Below are 21,339 nucleotides of genomic sequence, written 5' to 3'. Positions count from 1 at the left end.
TTCTACCTCAGCTTCAGGGTGGCAAGGCCAACCAGCACGAGAATTACGGTGATGATCCAGAAACGGACAATCACGCGCGGCTCGGGCCAGCCCTTGAGTTCAAAGTGGTGGTGAATCGGCGCCATGCGGAACACGCGGCGACCGGTCAGCTTGAAGGAAGCCACCTGAATGACGACCGACAGGGTTTCCATCACGAACACACCGCCCATGATGAACAGGACGATTTCCTGACGGACGATCACCGCGATGGTGCCCAGGGCTGCGCCCAGCGCCAGTGCGCCGACGTCGCCCATGAAGACTTGTGCCGGATAGGTGTTGAACCAGAGGAAACCAAGGCCCGCACCGATCAGCGCACCACAGAACACAATCAGCTCACCGGCGCCCGGTACGTACGGGATCAGCAGGTATTCAGCGAATTTCACGTTACCCGACAGGTAGCAGAAAATACCCAGGCCACCGCCAACCATTACGGTCGGCATGATCGCCAGGCCGTCGAGGCCGTCGGTCAGGTTGACCGCGTTGCTCGAGCCGACGATCACGAAATAGGTCAGGACGATGAAGCCGGCACCCAGCGGAATGCTGTAGTCCTTGAGCATCGGCAGGATCAGGGTGGTTTCCACCGGCGTCGCAGCGGTCATATAAAGGAAGATCGCCGCGCCGAGGCCGAACACCGACTGCCAGAAGTACTTCCAGCGGCTCGGCAGGCCTTTGGAGTTTTTCTCGATCACCTTGCGATAGTCATCGACCCAGCCGATGGCGCCGAACAGCAACGTGACCAGCAACACGGTCCACACATAGCGGTTGCTCAGGTCAGCCCAAAGCAAAGTGCTGACACCGATGGACGACAGGATCAGCGCACCACCCATGGTCGGCGTGCCGGATTTGGACAAGTGCGATTGCGGACCGTCGTTACGAACGGACTGACCGATCTGACGGTTCTGCAACGTGCGGATCATCCACGGGCCGTAGCACAGCGACAGGACCAGCGCGGTCAGCACACCGAGAATCCCGCGCAGGGTCAGGTACTGGAAGACCGCGAAGCCTTTGTAGAACTGTTGCAGGTACTCCGCTAACAGCAGCAGCATCAATGTTTCTCCAGGCTGGAGCCGCACAAAGCGGCGACGATGTTTTCCATCGCAGCGCTACGCGAGCCCTTGATCAAAATGGTGGTGTTTGTGTCTTGTTCGGCGCCGAGAGCCTTGATCAGTTCAGCTTGGGTACTGAAGTGAAAAGCCTGCTCGCCGAAAGCCTTCACGGCGTGGGTCATCATCGGCCCGACGGCGTAAAGCGCAGAAACCTTGCCACGGGCGTACTCGCCCACGTCGCGGTGCCCCTGCTCCGCCCAATCGCCCAACTCGCCGATATCCCCGAGCACCAGAACGGTGCGGCCGGAAAAGCCGGCGAGTATATCAACGGCAGCGCACATGGAGGTGGGGTTCGCGTTGTAAGTGTCATCGATCACGCGCATGCCATTGGTGGCCAGTTGCGCAACGGTGCGGCCCTTGACTGGCTGCACCGCGCCGAGGCCGGTGGCGATGCCGAACAGCGACACGCCCAAGGCATGTGCGGCAGCGGCGGCGGTCATGGCATTGGCAACGTTATGGGTGCCGAGCAGGTTCAGTTGAACGCGCTGCACGCCGTCAGGGCTGTGCAGGTTGAATGCCGGGCAACCGCGAGCGTCGCGGTCCAGATCACTGGCGTAGAAGTCGGCGCTGACGTTGCTCAGGGCAAAGGTCAGGACTTTGCGACCGGCGGCGCGGGTCTTCCAGATCCCGAATGCCTTGTCGTCGAGATTGAGCACAGCGACGCCATCGGCCGCCAGCCCTTCAATAATTTCGCCCTTGGCTTCAACGATTTTTTCCGGCCCGCCGAATTCGCCGACGTGGGCAGTTCCGGCATTGTTGAGTACGGCCACATGAGGTTTGGTCATGCCGACGGTGTAGGCGATTTCGCCAAGGCGTGAAGCACCCAGTTCGATCACGGCCGCGGTGTGTTCCGGCGCGAGTTCGAGCAAGGTCAGCGGCACGCCGAGGTCATTGTTCAGGTTGCCACGGGTCGCCAGCACCGGACCGCGGGTGCGCAGGATGCTCGCGAGCATTTCCTTGACCGTGGTCTTGCCGCTGGAACCGGTGATGGCCGCCACCGGATGGGTAAACGCCGCACGATTCATCGCGCCCAGTTGACCCAGTGCCTGACGGGTGTCCTTGACCAGCAATTGCGGCAGCGTGCTGTCGGCGACTTCGCGTTCGACCAGAGCACCGACGGCGCCTTTGTTGGCGACGTCGTTCAAATAATCATGACCGTCGAAGCGCGGACCGGTCAGGGCAATAAACAGCTGGCCCGGCTTGATCGCACGGCTGTCGATGCTGACGCCATCGAACGTTGCATCGGCGACGATCAATCGGCCATTCAGCGCGCCGGTCAGCTCGCTCAGTTTCAGGTTCTTAAGCATGGGCCACCTCCCACGCGGTCAACGCGTGATCCGCTTCGACCAGATCAGAGAAGTCGTGGCGCTGGCCGTTGATTTCCTGATAGTCCTCGTGACCTTTACCGGCCAGGACAATCACGTCATCCGCCGAAGCGCTGGCGATCAATTGGGCAATCGCCTGACCACGGCCAGCGACGAAGGTAACTTTGTCCACATCGGTGAAACCGGCGCGGATGTCGTCGAAGATCACGGCCGGGTCTTCGGTACGCGGGTTGTCATCGGTCACCAGCACGCCATCGGCCAGACGCTCGACCACTTCAGCCATCAGCGGACGCTTGCCGCGATCGCGATCACCGCCGCAACCGAACAGGCACAGCAAGCGGCCTTTGGCGTGCGGACGCAGGGCCATCAATACTTTTTCCAGCGCATCCGGGGTGTGGGCGTAATCGACCACCACCAACGGCTGGGTGCCACCGCCCAGGCGCTGCATGCGTCCAGCGGGGCCTTCGAGTTTTGGCAAGACCTTGAGGATTTCGTCCAGCGCATAGTCCAGACCGAGCAAGGCGCCGACCGCCGCCAATACGTTGCTCAGGTTGAAACGACCGAGCAAGGTGCTGCGCAGATGGTGTTCACCCTGCGGTGTAACCAATGTGGCGCGCACGCCTTCATCGTCGAACTGCGCTTCGCGGCAAAACAGGTAGGCGCTGCTGTCGAGCAGGCTGTAGGTGATCAAGCGCGATTCGCGTTTTTCGGCGGCCAGTTGCCGGCCGAAATCGTCGTCGAGGTTAACCACCCGGCATTTCAGGTCGTTCCAGGCAAACAACCTGGCCTTGGCTTCGCCGTAGGCCTCCATGGTGCCGTGGTAATCCAGATGATCACGGGACAAATTGGTCATCACCGCCACATCAAATGCCAACGCGGTGACACGCCCCTGATCCAGACCGTGGGACGACACTTCCATGGCCACAGCTTTGGCGCCGGCCTTTTTCAGGTCAGCCAGGGTCGCTTGCACCGCGATCGGGTTCGGCGTGGTGTGCAGGCCGCTTTCCAGCGCGCCGTAGAAACCGGAACCCAATGTGCCGACGATGCCACAGTGTTGACCGAGTAGATCCAGCGCTTGCGCAACCAGCTGGGTCACACTGGTTTTGCCGTTGGTGCCGGTCACGCCGATCAGATTCAGGTGGCGGCTCGGGTCGCCGTAAAAACGCCCGGCGATGTCCGACAGCTGCGCCGCCAGGCCTTTGACCGGAATCATCGGCACATCGGTGATCGGCAATACGGTTGCGCCTTCAACTTCATAAGCCACGGCCGCCGCACCGCGCTGCAAGGCGTCGGTGATGTGCGCGCGGCCGTCGAACTTGCCGCCGGGGACGGCAAGAAACAGGTCGCCTGCCCGCACGTTGCGGCTGTCCAGTGCCAATTCACGGATCAACAGATCGCGGCCGGCGTGGGCGAAAATCTTGTTCAGACTCAGAGACATCAGCCGCGCCCTCCATTGGCTTTCAGCGGAACGACCGGTGTTGCGTTGGCCTGTTGAACGGGTGGCAGGTTGTCCGGCGTAACGTTCATCAGGCGCAAGGTCCCGGACATCACTTTGCTGAACACCGGTGCCGATACCAGGCCACCGAAGTAACCGGCCTTGGTCGGTTCATCGATCACCACCACGATGGCGTAACGCGGATCGCTCATCGGGCCGAAGCCGGCGAACAGCGAGCGGTAGGAATTCTCGGCGTAGCCTTTGGTGCCGACCGACGTTTTACGTGCGGTACCGGACTTGCCGCCGACGTGATACGCCGGCACCTGTGCACGGAATACACCGCGCGGGGCCTCGATCACTTGTTGCAGCATGGTCTGCATGGTTTTCGCGACCGCTTCCGGCAGCACTTGCGTGGTTTGCGGCGCCTTGTCGGTCTTGATCAGGGTCAGTGGCGCGAGGCGACCGTTGTTGGCCAGGGCCGAGAAGGCGTGGACCAACTGGATCGCAGTCACGGAAATACCGTAGCCGTAGGACAGCGTCGCGGTTTCAGCCTTGCGCCATTCGCGGTAGTTCGGCAGGTTGCCGACGCGCTCACCCGGGAAGCCGAGGCCCGTGTCTTGGCCGAGGCCGACTTTCTGTGCCAGACGGAAGATGGTTTCGCCGCCGATATCGAACGCGACCTTGCTCATGCCGACGTTACTGGAATTGATCAGGATGCCGGTCAGGTCAAGCACCGGGCCTTCGGACTTGGAAACGTCCTTGATGGTGTATTTGCCAATCTGCAAGGTGCCCGGGTACACCTCGACGGTGTCGGTCGGTTTCCAGCGGCCGGTTTCAATCGCGGCGCTCATGGAGATGGCTTTCATCGTCGAACCCGGCTCGAACACGTCGATCATCGCGCGGTTACGCATCATCGCCGGCTGCAGGTTGCGACGGTTGTTCGGGTTGTAGGTCGGCTGGTTGACCATGGCGAGGATCTCGCCGGTCTTCACGTCCATGATCACCAGGCTGCCAGCCTTGGCGCCGTTCTCGATGATCGCGTTGCGCAGCTCGCGGTTGGCCAGGTATTGCAGACGCAGGTCAATGGACAACGCCAAGGGCTTGCCGGCCTTGGCGTTTTTGGTCACCTGAACATCTTTGATAAGTCGACCGCGCCGGTCCTTGATGACCTGCCGCTTGCCGGCGACCCCGGCGAGCCATTCGTCATAAGCCAGCTCGACACCTTCGCGACCGTGGTCATCGATGTCGGTAAAGCCGACCATGTGTGCCGTCACTTCGCCAGCCGGGTAGAAACGGCGGAATTCTTCGATGCCGTAAACGCCCGGCACTTTAAGATCGAGCACAGACTGGCCTTGCTCAGGCGTCAGCCCGCGCACCAGATAAATGAATTCTTTGTTGGCCTGGGCTTCGAGACGTTCGGCCAGGGCTTTTGGATCCTGCCCCAACGCGGCCGCCAGTGCGGGCCACTTCTCTTTGGCCTGCTGCATTTCCTTGGCGTTGGCCCACAGGGTGGTAACCGGCGTACTGACGGCCAAAGGCTCGCCATTACGGTCGGTAATCAGACCACGGTGAGCCGGAATCGGGATGTGACGAACGCTGCGCGCGTCGCCCTGGCCTTTCAGGAAGGCACGGTCGACCACTTGCAGGTCAATGATGCGCCAGCAGATCGCCGCGACCATGACGCCAAGCAAACCTACAACCAGGCGAAACCGCCATGGGAACAGTGCGCCTTCGAGTTTCATCATGGCGCCACCATCTGCACGTCAGCCGCGCCAGGGATGTGCATCTTCAACTGTTCGGTGGCCAGGACTTCGATACGGCTGTGGGCGGTCCAGGTGCTCTGCTCGAGAATCAACCGGCCCCATTCCGCCTGCGCCTTGTCGCGCACGCTCAACTCGTTGTACAGCGAGTTCAACAGCTGACGGTTCCAGTGGGCGCTGTACGACACGCCGATGGCCGACACGAGCACGCCAACGAACAGCAGCAGCATGAAAAAGCTTCCGCCGGGCAGTGGCTTGGCGAAAAGCTTGCTCACCGCAGCTTCTCCGCGACGCGCATGACGGCGCTACGGGAACGTGGGTTGGCTTTGAGTTCGGCCTCGGAGGCGGACTGCGCTTTGCCATGGACTTTGATTTTCGGTTCAAAGGCGACGTGACGTACCGGCAGGTTGCGCGGCAGGTTGTCGGCTTCGCCTTTCACCAGTTTGCGCATGAACAGTTTGACGATGCGGTCTTCCAGCGAATGGAAGCTGATGACCACCAGACGGCCGCCGATTTCCAGGCATTCCAGCGCGGCTTCGAGACCGGCTTCCAGATCGCCCAGTTCATTGTTGACGTGGATACGCAGGCCCTGGAACGCACGGGTCGCCGGGTTCTTGCCCTTTTCCCACGCCGGGTTGGCGACTTTCAGGACTTCAGCCAGGTCGCCGGTGCGCTCGAACGGCTTGATGTCGCGACGCTCGGCCACGGCACGGGCCATGCGGCCGGAGAAACGCTCTTCGCCGTATTCCTTGAACACCCGGGCGATTTCTTCCACCGGTGCGGTGTTGACGAATTCGGCAGCGCTGATCCCGCGGGACGGGTCCATGCGCATGTCCAGCGGACCATCGTTGAGGAAACTGAAGCCGCGCTCAGGGTCGTCGAGTTGCGGCGAGGACACGCCCAGATCGAGCAAAACGCCGCTGACCTTGCCGGCCAGACCGCGTTCGGCGACTTCCGAACCGAGCTCGGCAAAGCTGCGCTGCACAACGACAAAGCGGCCGTCTTCGGCCGCTAGCGTCTGCCCGGTGGCAATCGCTTGAGGATCCTTGTCGAATCCGAGCAACCGCCCCTCGGGACCGAGCTGGCTGAGGATCAACCGGCTGTGCCCGCCGCGCCCGAACGTGCCGTCCAGATAGCAGCCATCAGGACGTACGGCGAGAGCCTCGACGGCTTCGTCAAGCAGTACGGTGATGTGGTTAAAGCCGCTATCAATAGTCACAGGATCAAATCACGCAGTTCATCAGGCATGGCGCCCGGTTGTTGAATAGCAGCCAGGTCAGCGGCAGAAACCGCATCCCAGGCATCCTCGTCCCACAATTGGAACTTGTTCAGTTGGCCTACCAGCATCGCGCGCTTGTCCAATCGGGCATATTCACGAAGACGCGGTGGAACCAGAAAACGACCACTGCCATCGAGCTCGAGGTCGACGGCATTACCAATCAGCAAACGTTGCAGGCGGCGGTTCTCTTCGCGAAGCGAAGGCAGTGCGCGCAGTTTGGTTTCAATAATTTCCCACTCATCGAGGGGGTAAACACACAAACACGGATCAACGGCATCAATTGTGACGATTAACTGCCCGGAACTACGCGAAACGAGCTCGTCACGGTACCGGCTCGGCATAGCGAGACGGCCCTTTGCGTCGAGACTGATAGCGTTAGCTCCGCGAAACACGACAGCGTTTCTCCAAATATTAGCGTTTTACGTTCAAAAAACCCACTTCATGCCACTTTCCGCCACTTGCGCACACTATAGGAATGCGGCCACCGCACCGTCAAGGCGCGGATTAAAGGAAAACCCTTACAGAACTGAGATTTAGGAGCGTATTAGGAGGGGTAACGAGAATCTGGCGGATGAATCTGTCCAATAACTTGAATGAGCACTGAAGGCTGCGTTCAGAAGTTAAAGTAATTTGTTAAGAGTAAGATTTTTTCGGTATTACAAAAGAGGATATGCGATGGATTGTGCAAGGAGGGAAACTGCCATTACGAGCGCCCTGCTCAATTATTCAAACAGGGAGGGAAAAAGGTGGAGAGTCGATCTGTAAGCCGGGTTCTGTCTTGAACAGTCATTCGTCTACGATGGCCATCACTGGACATCTTTAGCAACCTACCCGGTCCCAGCGCGGGCCACGCCTTGGGACCCTATTTGGTCTTGCTCCAAGTGGGGTTTACCTAGCCACGAACTGTTGCCAGACGTGCGGTGCGCTCTTACCGCACCTTTTCACCCTTACCGGCGCCGAAGCGCTTAGGCGGTTATTTTCTGTGGCACTTTCCGTAGGCTCACGCCTCCCAGGCATTACCTGGCACTTCGCCCTATGGAGCCCGGACTTTCCTCCCCCCCCTAATTTTCATAGAGGGCAGCGACTGTCCGATCGACTCTCCGCCGCGAAGGTTAACGGCAGAGCGGCCGAAGAACAAGTGATAAACGCCTGCGGCCACTCCAGCACGTCGGGTTTTACTCGCCCTTCTGTTTATCCAGCGCGACCTGATACAGAACATTCTTGCGCTCGCCGGTAATTTGCGCCGCCAATGCCGCGGCGCGCTTGAGCGGCATCTCTTCGAGCAACAGGTTGAGGATGCGCATGGCTTCACTGCTGACGGCGTCCTCGGTTTCGGGGGCCGACCAACCCGCGACCAACACCACGCACTCACCGCGCTGCTGATTGCTGTCCGACTCGACGAACTCGCGCAGCTCGGCCAATGGCAAGCCTTTCAGGGTTTCGAAGGTTTTGGTCAGCTCCCGCGCCAGCAACGCCGGACGCTCGCCACCAAAGACCAGCTCCATGTCCTGCAGGCATTCAAGGATACGGTGCGGGGCTTCGTAGAAAATCAGCGTGCGCGGCTCTTCTTTGACCAGCTCAAGACGAGCACGACGACCGACAGCCTTGGCCGGCAGGAAGCCTTCGAAGATAAAACGATCCGACGGCAGCCCCGCCGCCGACAGCGCCGCAATCAATGCACAGGCACCAGGAACCGGCACCACGTTGATTCCCGCCGCACGAGCCTGACGCACCAGGTGATAACCCGGATCGGAAATCAGCGGTGTTCCGGCATCGGAGATCAGCGCCACATCGTCGCCGGCGAGCAGACGGGTAATAAAGCGGCTACCTTCATCCCGCTCGTTGTGTTCATGGCAGGCTGCCAGCGGCGTGGGGATGCCGAAGTGCTGCATCAATCGCTGGGAGTGACGCGTGTCTTCGGCGGCAATCAATGCCACTTCGCGCAGGATCTTCAGCGCACGCGCACTGATGTCGTCCAGGTTGCCGATGGGCGTCGCCACCACATAAAGCGAGCCAGCAGCGGAATTCAAAGCACCTGGAGCAGTCAAAGCGCACACCTCATGATCGGTAAAAGCCGCCATTGTAGCGCGTAGCGATGGTTTCGATACGCGCAAGCAAGCCCGGTTTTTTCAGCCATTTGTGCGGCACAGCAACATTTGTACGAGCTAAATTGATCGATTCACGCCAGCAACATCGCGCCCCGGCCAGTGCTTGGGTACAATTCCACGCTAATTTGATCGAGTATCAGGAACACTACATGATCGCTTGCCTGCGGCTGTTCACTGCCCTCTGCCTCGCTGCCTTGCTGGCGGCTTGCGCCAGCTCGCCCTCTTCCAGCCTTGGCGAACTTCCACGGACCCCGGATGCCAGCATCGAGCAACTGCTCGATCAGGCCGCCAAAAGCAAAACGCCGGAGCAAGCTGCGCTGCTTCGCCTGAGTGCGGCAGACCTGGCTTATCGCCAGGGCAATGCCGGCCAGTCCGCGCAAATCCTGCAACAAGTGCCGGTCGAACAACTCAAGCCTGGCCAACAGGTATTTGCCAGCACCCTGGCGGCCGAACTGGCCATGGTGCGCAATCAACCGAAAGCAGCGCTGACTGCCTTGAGCCACCCAAGCCTGCAGCGCCTGGGCGAATTGCCTGTCGAACAACAGGTTCGCACCGGCACCGTGCATGCACGCGCCCTTGAAGCCGACGGCCAGACCCTCGCCGCCGCACGGGAGCGTATTTTCATCGCTCCGATGCTCAGCGGTGAAGCGGCAGGCAAAAACCACGAAGCGATCTGGATCCTGATCGCCTCGCTGCCAACCGATCAACTGCAGCCGACCGCCAACGACGACCTCGGTGGCTGGATGGGCCTGGCGCTGGCCGTGAAAACCGCTGGCACCCTGGAGCAGCAGCAAGCCGCGATCGACAACTGGCGCGCCCAAAACCCTAAACACCCGGCCGCCATCCAACTGCCGCTGCCACTGACCAAGCTCAAGGAACTGGCCAGCCAGCCCGTGAGCAAGATCGCCCTGCTGCTACCGCAAGACGGCCCGCTGGCATCGGTCGGCAAAGCGCTTCGCGAAGGTTTCATGGCGGCTCATTACCAGGCCCAACAAGCCGGCCAGAAGCCGCCAGCCATCGAGTTCTATGACAGCTCGCGCCTGACCTCCCTCGACGAGTTCTATCGCAAGGCTCAGGCCGATGGCGTGCAACTGGTCGTCGGACCGCTGGAGAAGCCGCTGGTCAAACAGCTCAGCGCTCGTCCGCAACTGCCGATCACGACCCTCGCGCTGAATTACAGCGAAGGGGAACAAGGCCCGGCGCAGCTGTTCCAGTTCGGTCTTGCCGCTGAAGACGAAGCCCGCGAAGTGTCCCGCCGCGCTCGCGCTGACGGCCTGCATCGCGCCGCCATCATGGTGCCGAAAGGCGAATGGGGCGATCGCGTACTGAGAGCGTTCAGCCAGGATTGGCAAGCCAACGGCGGCAGCATCGTTGCCACCGAGCGTGTAGATCAGCCGGTGCAACTGGCCCAGCAGATTGCCGACATGTTCCAGCTGCGCCAGAGCGAAGGCCGCGCCAAGAGCCTGCAAAGCACTGTTGGCTCGCAGGTAGCCGCCCAGCCGTCGCGCCGCCAGGACATCGAGTTCATCTTCCTGGCGGCAACCCCTCAGCAAGCCCAGCAGATCAAGCCGACCCTGAACTTCCAGTACGCCGGTGATGTGCCGGTTTACGCCACGTCCCACGTGTTCAGTGCCAGCGGCGACGTCAACCAGTACAACGACATGAACGGCATTCGCTTCTGCGAAACCCCATGGTTGCTGGACGCCACTGACCCGCTGCGCAAACAAGTGACCGCACAATGGCCACAAGCCGGTGGCAGCCTGGGTCGCCTGTATGCAATGGGCGTCGACGCCTATCGCCTGGCTCCACGCCTGGGGCAACTCAAGGCGCTGCCGGACAGCCGCATCGAAGGTCAATCGGGCAGCCTGGGCATGACTCAGAACCAACGCGTAGTGCGTCAGTTGCCGTGGGCCCAGTTCGTCAGTGGCCAGGTTCAACGCCTGCCGGACACCCCACGCTGATGCCTGACAGGTCACGCCAGCAAAGCGGTAAAGATGCCGAGCGCCATGCGCTCGAGCATCTTCAGCAACAAGGTCTGCGCCTGCTGGCGCAGAACTGGTTATGTAAACGCGGCGAGCTTGATCTGGTCATGCTTGATGGCGATACAGTAGTATTCGTTGAAGTTCGCTACAGAAAAAACACTCAATGGGGTGGCGCGCTCGATAGCATCGATGAGCGCAAACGGCAGAAACTGATTTTTGCCGCGCAGTATTTTCTTCAGCGCGAGTCGTGTTGGGCCAATTCCCCTTGCCGTTTCGACGTGGTCGCCATCGACAGCAACCACGATCAGTTGAACTGGCTGCAGAATGCCTTCGACAGCTGATCGCGTGCGTCCCGAAGCGGACACTTTCACCCAACAATTTTGCTCTTTGCTTTGCGGGCTGCACATTCATGTGCCGAGTAGCCGCGCTAATTAAGGTCACACAGATGGACATGCAATCCCGAATTCGCCAGCTTTTTCAGGCCAGTATCGATACCAAGCAAATGGCGATGGACGTACTTGCACCGCACATCGAGCAAGCCAGCCAAGTGATGGTCAACGCCCTGCTCAACGAGGGCAAAATGCTTTCCTGCGGTAACGGCGGCTCTGCCGGCGACGCCCAGCATTTCTCGTCCGAGCTGCTCAACCGCTTCGAACGCGAGCGCCCGAGCCTGCCAGCCATCGCGTTGACCACCGACAGCTCGACGATCACCTCGATCGCCAACGACTACAGCTACAACGAAATATTCTCCAAGCAAATCCGCGCGCTCGGCCAGCCGGGCGACGTATTGCTGGCGATTTCCACCAGCGGCAACTCGGCAAACATAATTCAAGCGATCCAGGCCGCACATGATCGCGAAATGATTGTCGTAGCATTGACCGGTCGCGATGGCGGCGGCATGGCGTCGCTGCTATTGCCCGAAGACGTCGAGATTCGCGTACCGGCCAACGTCACCGCACGTATTCAGGAAGTCCACCTGCTGGCGATCCATTGCCTTTGCGACTTGATCGACAGCCAACTGTTCGGGAGTGAAGAATGACCCCTAATCGCCTAGGCCTTCTGGCCTTGACCCTGTGCCTTGGCATCAGCGGCTGCACCTCGGTGGTTAACGCCAGCCGTGAAGCGCCGATCGATGATGACCGCGGCACGCGCACCTTAGGCAGCAAGATCGACGACTCTCTGATCGACACCAAGGTCGGCGTGAACATCGCCAAGGCCGATCCGGCCCTGGACAACGACTCGCACATCGTCGTCACCAGCTTCAATGGTGTCGTACTGCTCGCCGGCCAAACCCCACGCGCAGATCTCAAGGCCAAGGCCGAACAGGCCGCCGCCGTCCAGCGCGTGAAGACGGTGCACAACGAACTGCAGGTGCTGCCACCTTCCGGCTTCCTTGCCCGCCAGAACGACACCTGGCTGACCTCCAAGATCAAGACCCAGATGCTCACCGACCCGAACATCCCGGGCTCGCGCATCAAGGTTGTCACCGAGAACGGCATCGTTTACCTGCTGGGCCTGCTGACCAAGCAGGAAGCCGCCCAGGCGACGAACCTGGTGCAAGGGGTTTCCGGTGTGCAGAAGATTGTGAAGCTGTTTGAGTACATTGACTGACCCTCCCGGCGATGGCGATTTTGAAATCGCCATCGCCCCATAGGAGCCGGCTTGCTGGCGATAGCGTCTTCCGGATCACCATCGCCAGCAAGCCAGCTCCTACAGTAATAAAAAAGGCGATCCTTTCGGATCGCCTTTTTTATTACTTCACCACTTTCAAACTGGGTCGACCGCTTGGGCGCGGCGGTTCACTGTCCGGTGGCGGAAGATCATCATCCGGCTCGATCTCTTCCTCGTCCTCCATGGGCGACTCCAGATCGAACACCATGCCCTGGCCATTCTCCCGGGCGTAGATACCCAGGATCGATGCAATAGGCACGTACAGGGTGTGCGGCACGCCACCGAAGCGGCCTTCGAAGCTGACCGCTTCGTTGTCCATGTGCAAATGACGCACGGCGGCCGGCGATACGTTCAGGACAATCTGTCCATCACTGGCGAAACCCTGTGGCACCTGCACCGACGGATACTCGGAATTGACCAGCATGTGCGGGGTGCAATCGTTGTCCACAATCCACTCGTAGAGCGCGCGGACCAGATAAGGTCGACTGGAGTTCATAGCGGCTCCTTAAGCCTTAGCGCATATCGCGTTCGACACCAGACAGACTCGCCTGGAAAGCCTCACGCGCAAACGAGCGCTCCATATAATCAAGCAGCGGCTTGGCAGGCCGCGGCAGTTCAATACCCAGAATCGGCAAGCGCCAGAGTATTGGCAGTAGGCAGCAATCCACCAGACTTTGTTCCTCACTGAGGAAAAACGGCTTGTCGGCAAACAACGGCGACACGCCTGTCAGGCTTTCGCGCAGCTCTTTACGAGCCACCACGCGGGCTGCTTCCTTGGTCCGCGAATCCAGGATCAGATCCACCAGACCACACCAGTCACGCTGAATACGATGAATCAGCAGACGGCTGTTGGCACGCGCCACTGGATAAACCGGCAGCAGAGGCGGATGCGGGTAACGCTCATCCAGATATTCCATCACCACGGTCGACTCCCACAACGCCAGGTCACGATCGACCAGGGTGGGCAGGCTTCCGTAAGGGTTCACTTCAATCAGTTTAGGCGGCTGGCGGCCAGCTTCCACGTAAATGATCTCGGCGCTGACACCCTTCTCTGCAAGTACGATGCGCACTCGGTGGGAATAGTGGTCGGCGGGGTCGGAGTAACAGGCCAACCGATTGGTCACGCCCATGGCGGTCCTCCTCGCTTGTTGAAATTATCGGAAGCGGAAAAACGAGCGCGCCCAGAGGGCGCCTCCCGTAACGCCTGGATGACCAGGCTCGTTACACCTTCAGAGACGCCCTTGGGCGCGCGCGATTAACAGCAATTGCTTGAAACTTTATCAGTGCACATCTTTCCAGTATTCGCGCTTGAGCAAGTAGGCGAATACGAAGAAGAACGCCAGATACAGCAAGACGTAGGTACCAATGCGCTGATGCTGCAGCTTAACCGGGTTAGCCGAGTAAGCCAGGAAGGTTACCAGATTCTTGACCTTCTCATCGAACTGCTCTTCGGTCAGAGCACCACTCTTCGGCACGATGGTCAGCTGATCGCACGCTTCATGAGTCAGCGCGGTACCGGTCAGCGGATCATATTGCTTCTTGCCGTCTTCGACGATCTGCACCTGTTTGCAACCTACGACCTGACGACCTTGCAGGCCCGCCAGGACGTTCGGCATGCCCACGTTCGGGAAGACCTTGTTGTTCACGCCCCAGGGACGCGACGGATCTTCGTAGAACGACTTCAGGTAACCATAGAGCCAGTCCGTACCACGAACACGAGCCACCAGGGTCAGGTCAGGTGGCGCGGCACCGAACCAGGTCTTGGCGTCAGCCGGCTGCATGCCGATGTTCATGTGGTCGCCAATCTTGGCGCCAGTGAACACCAGCTTCGACAGCATCAGATCGTGAGGAATGCCCAGATCATCGGCAACACGCTCGTAGCGCTGGAACTTGGCACTGTGGCAGCCCATGCAGTAGTTGGCGAACGTACGCGCGCCATCCTGCATGGCAGCCTTGTCGGAAACGTCGATGTCGACCTTTTCCAATTCAGGAGCACCAGCTGTCGACGCGAACGAGAACACAGGCATGGCAGCAAGAATCAGTACAGCAAATAGTTTTTTCATCAGCCAGTCACCCTTTCCGGAACCGGTTTGGTCTTCTCGAGCCTGGTGTAGAACGGCATCAGAATGAAGTAGGCGAAGTACAGGAAGGTACATACCTGCGACAGCAACGTACGGCCTGGAGTCGGCGCCAAAACACCCAGCACGCCCAGAATCACGAACGAAATGCAGAACACCCAGAGCCAGATCTTGCTCAACCAGCCCTTGTAGCGCATCGACTTGACCGGACTACGGTCCAGCCATGGCAGGACGAACAGCACAGCGATGGCCGCACCCATGGCGATAACGCCCAGGAGCTTGTCCGGAACCGCCCGCAGAATCGCGTAGAACGGGGTGAAGTACCAAACCGGAGCGATGTGCTCTGGCGTCTTGAACGCGTTCGCCACTTCAAAGTTCGGCTTCTCGAGGAAGTAGCCGCCCATTTCAGGGAAGAAGAACACGATCGAACAGAAGATGAACAGGAACACCACCACACCGACGATATCTTTCACGGTGTAGTACGGGTGGAAGGCAATGCCGTCCAGCGGTACGCCGTTTTCGTCTTTGTATTTCTTGATGTCCACGCCATCCGGGTTGTTCGAGCCGACTTCGTGCAGCGCCAGAACGTGCAACACCACCAGACCGAGAATCACGATCGGCAGGGCAACCACGTGCAAGGCGAAGAAGCGGTTCAGGGTAATACCGGAAATCAGGTAGTCACCACGAATCCACTGGGTCAGGTCGTTGCCGATGACCGGGATCGCACCGAACAGCGAGATGATCACCTGGGCACCCCAGTAGGACATCTGGCCCCATGGCAGCAGGTAACCCATGAAGGCTTCCGCCATCAGCGCCAGGTAGATCAGCATGCCGAAGACCCACACCAGCTCACGCGGCTTCTGGTACGAACCGTAGAGCAAGCCACGGAACATGTGCAGATAGACCACGATGAAGAACGCCGAAGCGCCGGTGGAGTGCAGCAGACGCAGGATCGAGCCGTACTCGACGTCACGCATGATGTATTCGACGGAGGCGAATGCTTCTTCCGCCGACGGGGTGTAGCTCATGGTCAGCCAGACACCGGTGACGATCTGGTTAACCAGAACGAGCAGCGCCAGGGAACCAAAGAAATAGAAGAAGTTGAAGTTCTTCGGGGCGTAGTACTTGCTGAGATGGTCTTCCCACATTTTGGTCGCGGGAAAGCGCGCATCAACCCAATCCATGAACTTGCTCATCACGCTTTCTCCGTATCGACGCCAATGACAATGATGTCATCGGTCTCATAGGAATGCGGGGGAACTGGCAGGTTCAAAGGCGCAGGTTGCGACTTGTAGACGCGGCCAGCCAAATCGTAGTGGGAACCGTGGCAAGGGCAGAAATAACCACCTACCCAATCCTTGCCCAGATCCGCAGGCGCCACTTCTGGACGGAAGGTCGGCGAGCAACCGAGGTGTGTGCAGATACCGATCAGCAGCAGAACCTCTGGCTTGATCGAACGCGTTTCCGGGTCGACATAAGTCGGTTGAGTCGAGTTCTTGGAGGTCGGGTCAGACAGCTGGCCCTCGATCTTTTTCAGATTCCCCAGGATTTCCGAAGTACGGCGGACAATGAACACCGGCTGGCCGCGCCACTCAGCAATCATCTGCTGGCCTGGCTCGATTTTGCTGACATTCACTTTCACCGGTGCACCTGCGGCTTTCGCCTTGGCACTGGGAAACCATGACCCCACGAACGGGACCGCAGCCCCCACCGCTCCTGCAGCACCCACCACGGATGTGGCTGCTACCAAGAAGCGACGCCGGCCTGCATTCACGCCGTCATTGCTCATTCAGTCCTCTCCCATCAGCTTTGTGGCCTGTTAAATCAGGCATCTACTAAGTAAAACTATGTACTTATAAAAATTTTGCCGAATGGTAATGAAAAGCCCCAATCCTGACAAGGTAATTACCGAAGGGCTCCACTGCCAAGCCTTGCAGTATAGGGGCTCTACGGCTGTGGCAAGTTGTCACAGAGCAATTCTTTGATAAATAGCGCCCATAAAAAAACGCCCAGCTTCGCGAGGAAACTGGGCGTTCTTTTTGAACGCGAAAGCGAATTAACGCTTCGAGTACTGCGGACGCTTACGCGCTTTACGCAGACCGACTTTCTTACGTTCAACTTCACGTGCGTCACGGGTTACGAAGCCGGCTTTGCGCAGAGCACCGCGCAGAGTTTCGTCGTAGTCCATCAGAGCGCGAGTGATACCGTGGCGGATTGCGCCAGCTTGACCACTTACACCACCGCCGATCACGGTGACGTAGATGTCGAACTTCTCGACAGTCTCAGTCAATTCCAGCGGCTGACGAACTACCATGCGGGCAGTTTCGCGGCCGAAGAAATTATCCAGCGAACGGTTGTTGATGGAGATGTTACCAGTGCCCGGACGCAGGAAAACGCGTGCGGTTGCGGTCTTGCGACGGCCAGTGCCGTAATTTTGAGTCGCCGACATAATGAACTATTCCGTTAAAACTTCAGTTCTTGGGGCTGCTGAGCAGTATGAGGGTGTACAGCGCCCGCATAGACTTTCAGCTTACGATACATGTCGCGACCCAGCGGGTTCTTAGGCAGCATGCCTTTGACCGCGGTCTCGATCACGCGCTCAGGGGCTTTAGCGATCAGCTTTTCGAAGTTGATCGACTTGATGCCGCCCGGGAAACCGGAGTGGGAGTAGTAGATTTTGTCGGTGGTTTTAGCACCGGTTACACGAATCTGCTCGGCATTGATAACGACGATGTAATCGCCGGTGTCAACGTGAGGAGTGTACTCAGCTTTATGCTTGCCACGCAGACGGCTCGCGATTTCGGTGGCCAGACGACCCAGGGTCTGACCTGCAGCGTCGACGACAAACCAGTCGCGCTGTACTGTTTCCGGTTTAGCAGTAAAAGTTTTCATTCTTTATAGCCTCAGGGGCCGCCCTGTAAATTAGACGGCGGATCTTACTGAATAGTGCGTACTTTGACAAGTCAAAGGCAGCCGGATACAGACGCTTTCGGGGGCTCGGGTCGGCGCGTCCGTTCAACGGCAAGATTCTTCGGCGGCGGCGCATCACTTCCACTGCAGAAAGAGGTGCGCAATTATGCAGATTGCGAAAAATATTTCAACCTGCTTTTATGATTGTTTTGCCCAAGGAGCTCTTGATGGACTATCGCCAGCTAGGCCGAACCGATCTGAACGTGAGCGCCATCTGCCTCGGAACCATGACCTGGGGCGAGCAAAACAGCGAGGCTGAAGCCTTCGCACAGATTGAACGGGCCAAAAGCGCCGGGATCAATTTCATTGACACCGCCGAGATGTACCCGGTGCCGCCGAAGGCCGATACCTATGCCACCACCGAGCGCTACATCGGCAATTACTTCAAAAGCCATGGCGATCGTGCCGACTGGATCCTGGCCAGCAAGATCGCCGGCCCCGGCAACACCATCGACTACATCCGCGACAAAAACCTGCGCCACAACCGCCAGCACATCACCGAAGCGGTGGATGCGAGCCTCAAGCGCCTGCAAACCGATTACATCGATCTCTATCAGTTGCACTGGCCGGAGCGCAGCACCAACTTCTTCGGTCAACTGGGTTACAAACACAAGATCGAAGCCAACCTGACGCCACTCGAGGACACCCTCGAAGCACTGGACGAACAGGTCAAAGCCGGCAAGATCCGCCACATCGGCCTGTCCAACGAAACGCCGTGGGGCACCATGCGTTTCCTGGCGCTGGCTGAAGCCCGTGGCTGGCCGCGCGCTGTATCGATCCAGAACCCGTACAACCTGCTCAACCGAAGCTTCGAAGTCGGCCTGGCGGAAATCGCCATCCGCGAACAGTGCGGCCTGCTCGCCTATTCGCCGCTGGCGTTCGGTTTCCTGTCGGGCAAGTACGAAGGTGGCGCGCGTCCGCCGAAGGGGCGCCTGAGTCTCTACAGCCGCTTCAGCCGCTATTTCAACCCACAGTCGGAAGCGGCATGCAGCCGTTATGTGGCGCTGGCCCGTGAGCATGGCCTGGATCCGGCGCAAATGGCGCTGGCGTTCGTGACGCAGCAGCCGTTCGTGACCAGTAACATCATCGGTGCGACGACGCTGGAACAACTGGACAGCAACATTGCCAGCTTCGAGCTGAAACTTTCCGATGAAGTGCTGGCGGGGATTGAGGCGATTCACAAAGATCACCCGAATCCGGCGCCTTGACCCGCACTTGCAGGAGCTGGCTTGCTGGCGATTGGGACAACGCGGTATACAGCGAAACCGCGCCGTTTCTATCGCCAGCAAGCCGGTTCCTACAGTGATCTGGCAATGATCTCCTTCATGATTTCATTGGTACCGGCATAAATCCGCTGCACCCGCGCATCCGCCCACGCACGGGCGATCGGGTATTCCCACATGAACCCGTAACCGCCGTGCAACTGCACGCACTCGTCGAGCACCTTGCACTGCAAGTCCGTGCCCCAATACTTGGCCATCGCCGCCGTCGGCACATCGAGTTTGCCTTGCAGGTGCAATTCCAGGCAGCGATCGACGAAAACCCGGCCAATCTGAATTTCAGTCGCCATTTCCGCCAGCTTGAAGCGGGTGTTCTGGAAATCGGCAATCGCCTTGCCGAACGCCTTGCGCTCGCGTGTGTACTCCAGCGTCCATTGCAGCGCAGCCTCAGCCGATGCCAGTCCGCCAACAGCGACCGTCAGACGCTCCTGCGGCAATTCCTGCATCAGATATGCAAAACCCATCCCGGCCTGCCCCAGCAGGTTTTCCTTCGGCACACGAACATCCTGGAAGAACAGCTCCGAGGTGTCCTGCGCCTTCATGCCGACTTTTTCCAGGCGCTTGCCCTTGGCGAAGCCAGGCGTGTTCGCCTCGACCAGAAACAGACTGGTGCCCTTTGCGCCCGCCTTCGGATCGGTCTTGGCCACGACAATCACCAGGTCAGCGAGATAGCCGTTGGTGATAAAAGTCTTCGAACCGTTGATCACGTATTCGTCGCCATCGAGCACCGCGGTGGTTTTCACCCCTTGCAGGTCGGACCCCGCGCCCGGCTCGGTCATGGCAATCGCAGTGACCATCTCGCCAGACACCAGTTTCGGCAGGTATTTGTGTTTCAGCGTTTCACTGCCGTAATGCAGGATGTACGGCGCAACAATGTCGGAATGAAGGGAAAAACCAATGCCGGTCAGCCCCAGACGTCCCACCTCTTCGATCACCACCGCGCTGTAGAGAAAGTCTGCCCCCAGCCCACCGTATTCCTCCGGCAGGTGCGAACAGAGCATCCCCGCCTCCCCCGCCTTGTTCCAGAGCTGGCGGTCGATATAGCCTTGCTTCTCCCATTGAGCATGAAACGGCACGGCCTCTTTTTCGAGGAACGTTCGCACGCTGTCGCGAAAAAGTTCGTGCTCGGGGCTGAACAAGGTTCTGGGGATCATGCGGCACCTGTCGTTATTGTTAGAAGGAATTGACCTTCAGAGACTAAGCCCCGCATCCGATACAGGACACTGGACACATCCGACAAAAAATAAGACGATCCAGCCGTCTGGTGACCACTTTCCCCTATAAGAATAAAGTTGAATTATGTCTAACCAAGTCTCCACGCCCCTGCGGCGCGTCAGCATCCTGGCTATCGACCGGGTTTTCGCTTCCACCCTCATGCAAGCCAAGGATTTCTTTCACCTGGCCAGCCTGCGCTACGGCAAACAACTGGGCCAGGGCCTGACACCGGCGTTCGAAACGCGGCTGGTCAGCCCCGACGGCAAATCGGTGAACAGCTTCAGCGATGTGATCATGCCGGTGGACGGCGGCCTGGAAAACGCTGACGTCATCATCCTCCCGGCGTTCTGGGACGATTTCGAAACCCTTTGCCAACGTTACCCGCAGGTCCTGCCGTGGCTGCGCCAGCAACATGCGCGCGGCGCGGTACTCTGCGGTGAGGCCACGGGGGTGTTCTGGCTCGCCGAAGCCGAGCTGCTCGATGGCAAGGAAGCGACCACCTACTGGCGCTTCTTCAACGCCTTTGCCGAACGATTTCCGAAGGTTCACCTCAATCAGGACAAGCACCTGACCGACGCCGACAACCTGTATTGCGCCGGCGGCACGACCTCGGCGTGCGATCTCTACATCTACCTGATCGAGCGCTTCTGCGGCGCCAACGTGGCCCAGGCCGTGGCCCGCGACATTCTCTATGAAGTGCAGCGCAGCTATTCACCGGGACGCATCGGTTTCGGCGGGCAGAAGCTGCACCAGGACGTGATCATCCTGCAGATCCAGCACTGGCTCGAAGAGCATTTCGCCGACAAGTTCCGCTTCGAAGACGTGGCGCGCGAGCACGGCATGAGCATCCGCAACTTCATGCGCCGATTCCAGACCGCCACCGGCGACAAGCCGCTGCATTACCTGCAACGCCTGCGCATTGAAACGGCAAAGGGCTTGCTGTCCGGCAGTCGCAAAAGCATCAAGACCATCAGTTATGAAGTCGGATATGACGATGCTAGCTTCTTCGCGCGACTGTTCCGCCAGCACACGGAATTGTCGCCGAACCAGTATCGGCAGCAGTTTCAGCAAGCGGCGTAGGGTTTAGAGCC

At 59.2% G+C, this 21,339-nt stretch carries 22 protein-coding genes and 1 other RNA gene; 6 read left to right on the top strand and 17 right to left on the bottom strand.

Translation table 11 applies throughout. The features are described 5' to 3' along the window. Positions 1-2: 2 nt before the first annotated feature. The 9 genes from mraY to rsmI form a co-directional block, all read right to left on the bottom strand. On the bottom strand, positions 3-1,085 hold the full coding sequence (gene mraY / locus FBY04_RS20490; RefSeq protein WP_008037292.1) for a phospho-N-acetylmuramoyl-pentapeptide-transferase: 1,083 nt from the start codon (positions 1,083-1,085) through the stop codon (positions 3-5). Beyond that, a complete protein-coding gene (gene murF, locus FBY04_RS20485; protein ID WP_145316575.1) occupies positions 1,085-2,452 on the bottom strand; it encodes a UDP-N-acetylmuramoyl-tripeptide--D-alanyl-D-alanine ligase in 1,368 nt (455 codons plus the stop codon). The genes mraY and murF overlap by 1 nt, the downstream gene beginning before the upstream one ends. Then, positions 2,445-3,908, bottom strand: coding sequence for a UDP-N-acetylmuramoyl-L-alanyl-D-glutamate--2,6-diaminopimelate ligase (locus FBY04_RS20480; protein ID WP_145316573.1), 1,464 nt, complete (start codon positions 3,906-3,908; stop codon positions 2,445-2,447). Before FBY04_RS20480 ends, murF begins: the two co-directional genes overlap by 8 nt. Then, a complete protein-coding gene (locus tag FBY04_RS20475; RefSeq protein ID WP_178118303.1) occupies positions 3,908-5,647 on the bottom strand; it encodes a penicillin-binding protein 2 in 1,740 nt (579 codons plus the stop codon). The genes FBY04_RS20480 and FBY04_RS20475 overlap by 1 nt, the downstream gene beginning before the upstream one ends. Beyond that, positions 5,647-5,940, bottom strand: a complete 294-nt coding sequence (gene ftsL / locus FBY04_RS20470; RefSeq protein ID WP_032828607.1) for a cell division protein FtsL — start codon at positions 5,938-5,940, stop codon at positions 5,647-5,649. Before ftsL ends, FBY04_RS20475 begins: the two co-directional genes overlap by 1 nt. Next, positions 5,937-6,884: a 16S rRNA (cytosine(1402)-N(4))-methyltransferase RsmH gene (gene rsmH / locus FBY04_RS20465; protein ID WP_084320472.1), complete on the bottom strand. Its 948-nt coding sequence runs from the start codon at positions 6,882-6,884 to the stop codon at positions 5,937-5,939. The genes ftsL and rsmH overlap by 4 nt, the downstream gene beginning before the upstream one ends. Continuing rightward, the gene (gene mraZ / locus FBY04_RS20460; RefSeq protein ID WP_008025967.1) at positions 6,881-7,336 is read right to left on the bottom strand and encodes a division/cell wall cluster transcriptional repressor MraZ; all 456 of its coding nucleotides are present in this window, start codon (positions 7,334-7,336) and stop codon (positions 6,881-6,883) included. The genes rsmH and mraZ overlap by 4 nt, the downstream gene beginning before the upstream one ends. A gap of 354 nt (positions 7,337-7,690) precedes the next feature. Then, positions 7,691-8,044: RNase P RNA component class A (gene rnpB, locus FBY04_RS20455), an RNA gene on the bottom strand. Positions 8,045-8,119: 75 nt separating this feature from the next. Continuing rightward, positions 8,120-9,025: a 16S rRNA (cytidine(1402)-2'-O)-methyltransferase gene (gene rsmI / locus FBY04_RS20450; RefSeq protein WP_161990822.1), complete on the bottom strand. Its 906-nt coding sequence runs from the start codon at positions 9,023-9,025 to the stop codon at positions 8,120-8,122. Positions 9,026-9,201: 176 nt separating this feature from the next. Between rsmI and FBY04_RS20445 the strand changes: the two genes are divergently transcribed. The 4 genes from FBY04_RS20445 (at position 9,202) to FBY04_RS20430 (ending at position 12,645) form a co-directional block, all read left to right on the top strand. Further along, on the top strand, positions 9,202-11,013 hold the full coding sequence (locus tag FBY04_RS20445; protein ID WP_145316569.1) for a penicillin-binding protein activator: 1,812 nt from the start codon (positions 9,202-9,204) through the stop codon (positions 11,011-11,013). Next, positions 11,013-11,375 (top strand): YraN family protein, encoded by a 363-nt coding sequence (locus FBY04_RS20440; RefSeq protein ID WP_084320470.1) that lies wholly within the window; start codon positions 11,013-11,015, stop codon positions 11,373-11,375. Before FBY04_RS20445 ends, FBY04_RS20440 begins: the two co-directional genes overlap by 1 nt. Before the next feature lie 104 nt (positions 11,376-11,479). Further along, positions 11,480-12,073, top strand: a complete 594-nt coding sequence (locus tag FBY04_RS20435; RefSeq protein WP_008025961.1) for a phosphoheptose isomerase — start codon at positions 11,480-11,482, stop codon at positions 12,071-12,073. Beyond that, entirely contained in the window at positions 12,070-12,645 is a 576-nt protein-coding gene (locus FBY04_RS20430) for a BON domain-containing protein (protein ID WP_145316567.1), read from the top strand. Before FBY04_RS20435 ends, FBY04_RS20430 begins: the two co-directional genes overlap by 4 nt. A gap of 142 nt (positions 12,646-12,787) precedes the next feature. Here FBY04_RS20430 and FBY04_RS20425 read toward each other — a convergent pair whose 3' ends face one another. From FBY04_RS20425 to rplM, 7 genes are all read right to left on the bottom strand, one after another. Beyond that, positions 12,788-13,201 (bottom strand): ClpXP protease specificity-enhancing factor, encoded by a 414-nt coding sequence (locus FBY04_RS20425; protein ID WP_008037283.1) that lies wholly within the window; start codon positions 13,199-13,201, stop codon positions 12,788-12,790. A gap of 16 nt (positions 13,202-13,217) precedes the next feature. Next, positions 13,218-13,835, bottom strand: coding sequence for a glutathione S-transferase N-terminal domain-containing protein (locus FBY04_RS20420; RefSeq protein ID WP_007905304.1), 618 nt, complete (start codon positions 13,833-13,835; stop codon positions 13,218-13,220). A gap of 150 nt (positions 13,836-13,985) precedes the next feature. Beyond that, on the bottom strand, positions 13,986-14,768 hold the full coding sequence (locus FBY04_RS20415; protein ID WP_084320469.1) for a cytochrome c1: 783 nt from the start codon (positions 14,766-14,768) through the stop codon (positions 13,986-13,988). Then, complete coding sequence (locus FBY04_RS20410; RefSeq protein WP_007943720.1) at positions 14,768-15,979, bottom strand: cytochrome bc complex cytochrome b subunit; 1,212 nt, start codon at positions 15,977-15,979, stop codon at positions 14,768-14,770. Before FBY04_RS20410 ends, FBY04_RS20415 begins: the two co-directional genes overlap by 1 nt. Further along, positions 15,979-16,572, bottom strand: coding sequence for a ubiquinol-cytochrome c reductase iron-sulfur subunit (gene petA / locus FBY04_RS20405; protein ID WP_084320468.1), 594 nt, complete (start codon positions 16,570-16,572; stop codon positions 15,979-15,981). The genes FBY04_RS20410 and petA overlap by 1 nt, the downstream gene beginning before the upstream one ends. 267 nt (positions 16,573-16,839) lie before the next feature. Then, positions 16,840-17,232 (bottom strand): 30S ribosomal protein S9, encoded by a 393-nt coding sequence (rpsI, locus tag FBY04_RS20400; protein ID WP_003205364.1) that lies wholly within the window; start codon positions 17,230-17,232, stop codon positions 16,840-16,842. A 14-nt stretch (positions 17,233-17,246) separates the two neighbouring features. Beyond that, on the bottom strand, positions 17,247-17,675 hold the full coding sequence (rplM, locus tag FBY04_RS20395; RefSeq protein WP_007905295.1) for a 50S ribosomal protein L13: 429 nt from the start codon (positions 17,673-17,675) through the stop codon (positions 17,247-17,249). A gap of 245 nt (positions 17,676-17,920) precedes the next feature. On the opposite strand from rplM, the gene FBY04_RS20390 reads away from it, so the two are divergent. After that, positions 17,921-18,961 carry an NADP(H)-dependent aldo-keto reductase gene (locus FBY04_RS20390; protein WP_145316565.1) on the top strand — a complete coding sequence of 347 codons (1,041 nt, stop codon included), beginning with the start codon at positions 17,921-17,923 and terminating at the stop codon, positions 18,959-18,961. A gap of 89 nt (positions 18,962-19,050) precedes the next feature. Here the strand turns inward: FBY04_RS20390 and FBY04_RS20385 are convergent, their stop codons facing one another. Next, the gene (locus FBY04_RS20385) at positions 19,051-20,187 is read right to left on the bottom strand and encodes an acyl-CoA dehydrogenase family protein (protein WP_084320466.1); all 1,137 of its coding nucleotides are present in this window, start codon (positions 20,185-20,187) and stop codon (positions 19,051-19,053) included. Positions 20,188-20,431: 244 nt separating this feature from the next. Between FBY04_RS20385 and FBY04_RS20380 the strand changes: the two genes are divergently transcribed. After that, positions 20,432-21,328, top strand: a complete 897-nt coding sequence (locus FBY04_RS20380; RefSeq protein ID WP_178118302.1) for a GlxA family transcriptional regulator — start codon at positions 20,432-20,434, stop codon at positions 21,326-21,328. Positions 21,329-21,339: the final 11 nt, after the last annotated feature.

The sequence above is a fragment of the Pseudomonas sp. SJZ080 genome (assembly GCF_007828295.1).
Taxonomy (GTDB): Bacteria; Pseudomonadota; Gammaproteobacteria; order Pseudomonadales; family Pseudomonadaceae; genus Aquipseudomonas; species Aquipseudomonas migulae_A.
This window is presented reverse-complemented; position numbering and strand designations above follow the sequence as displayed.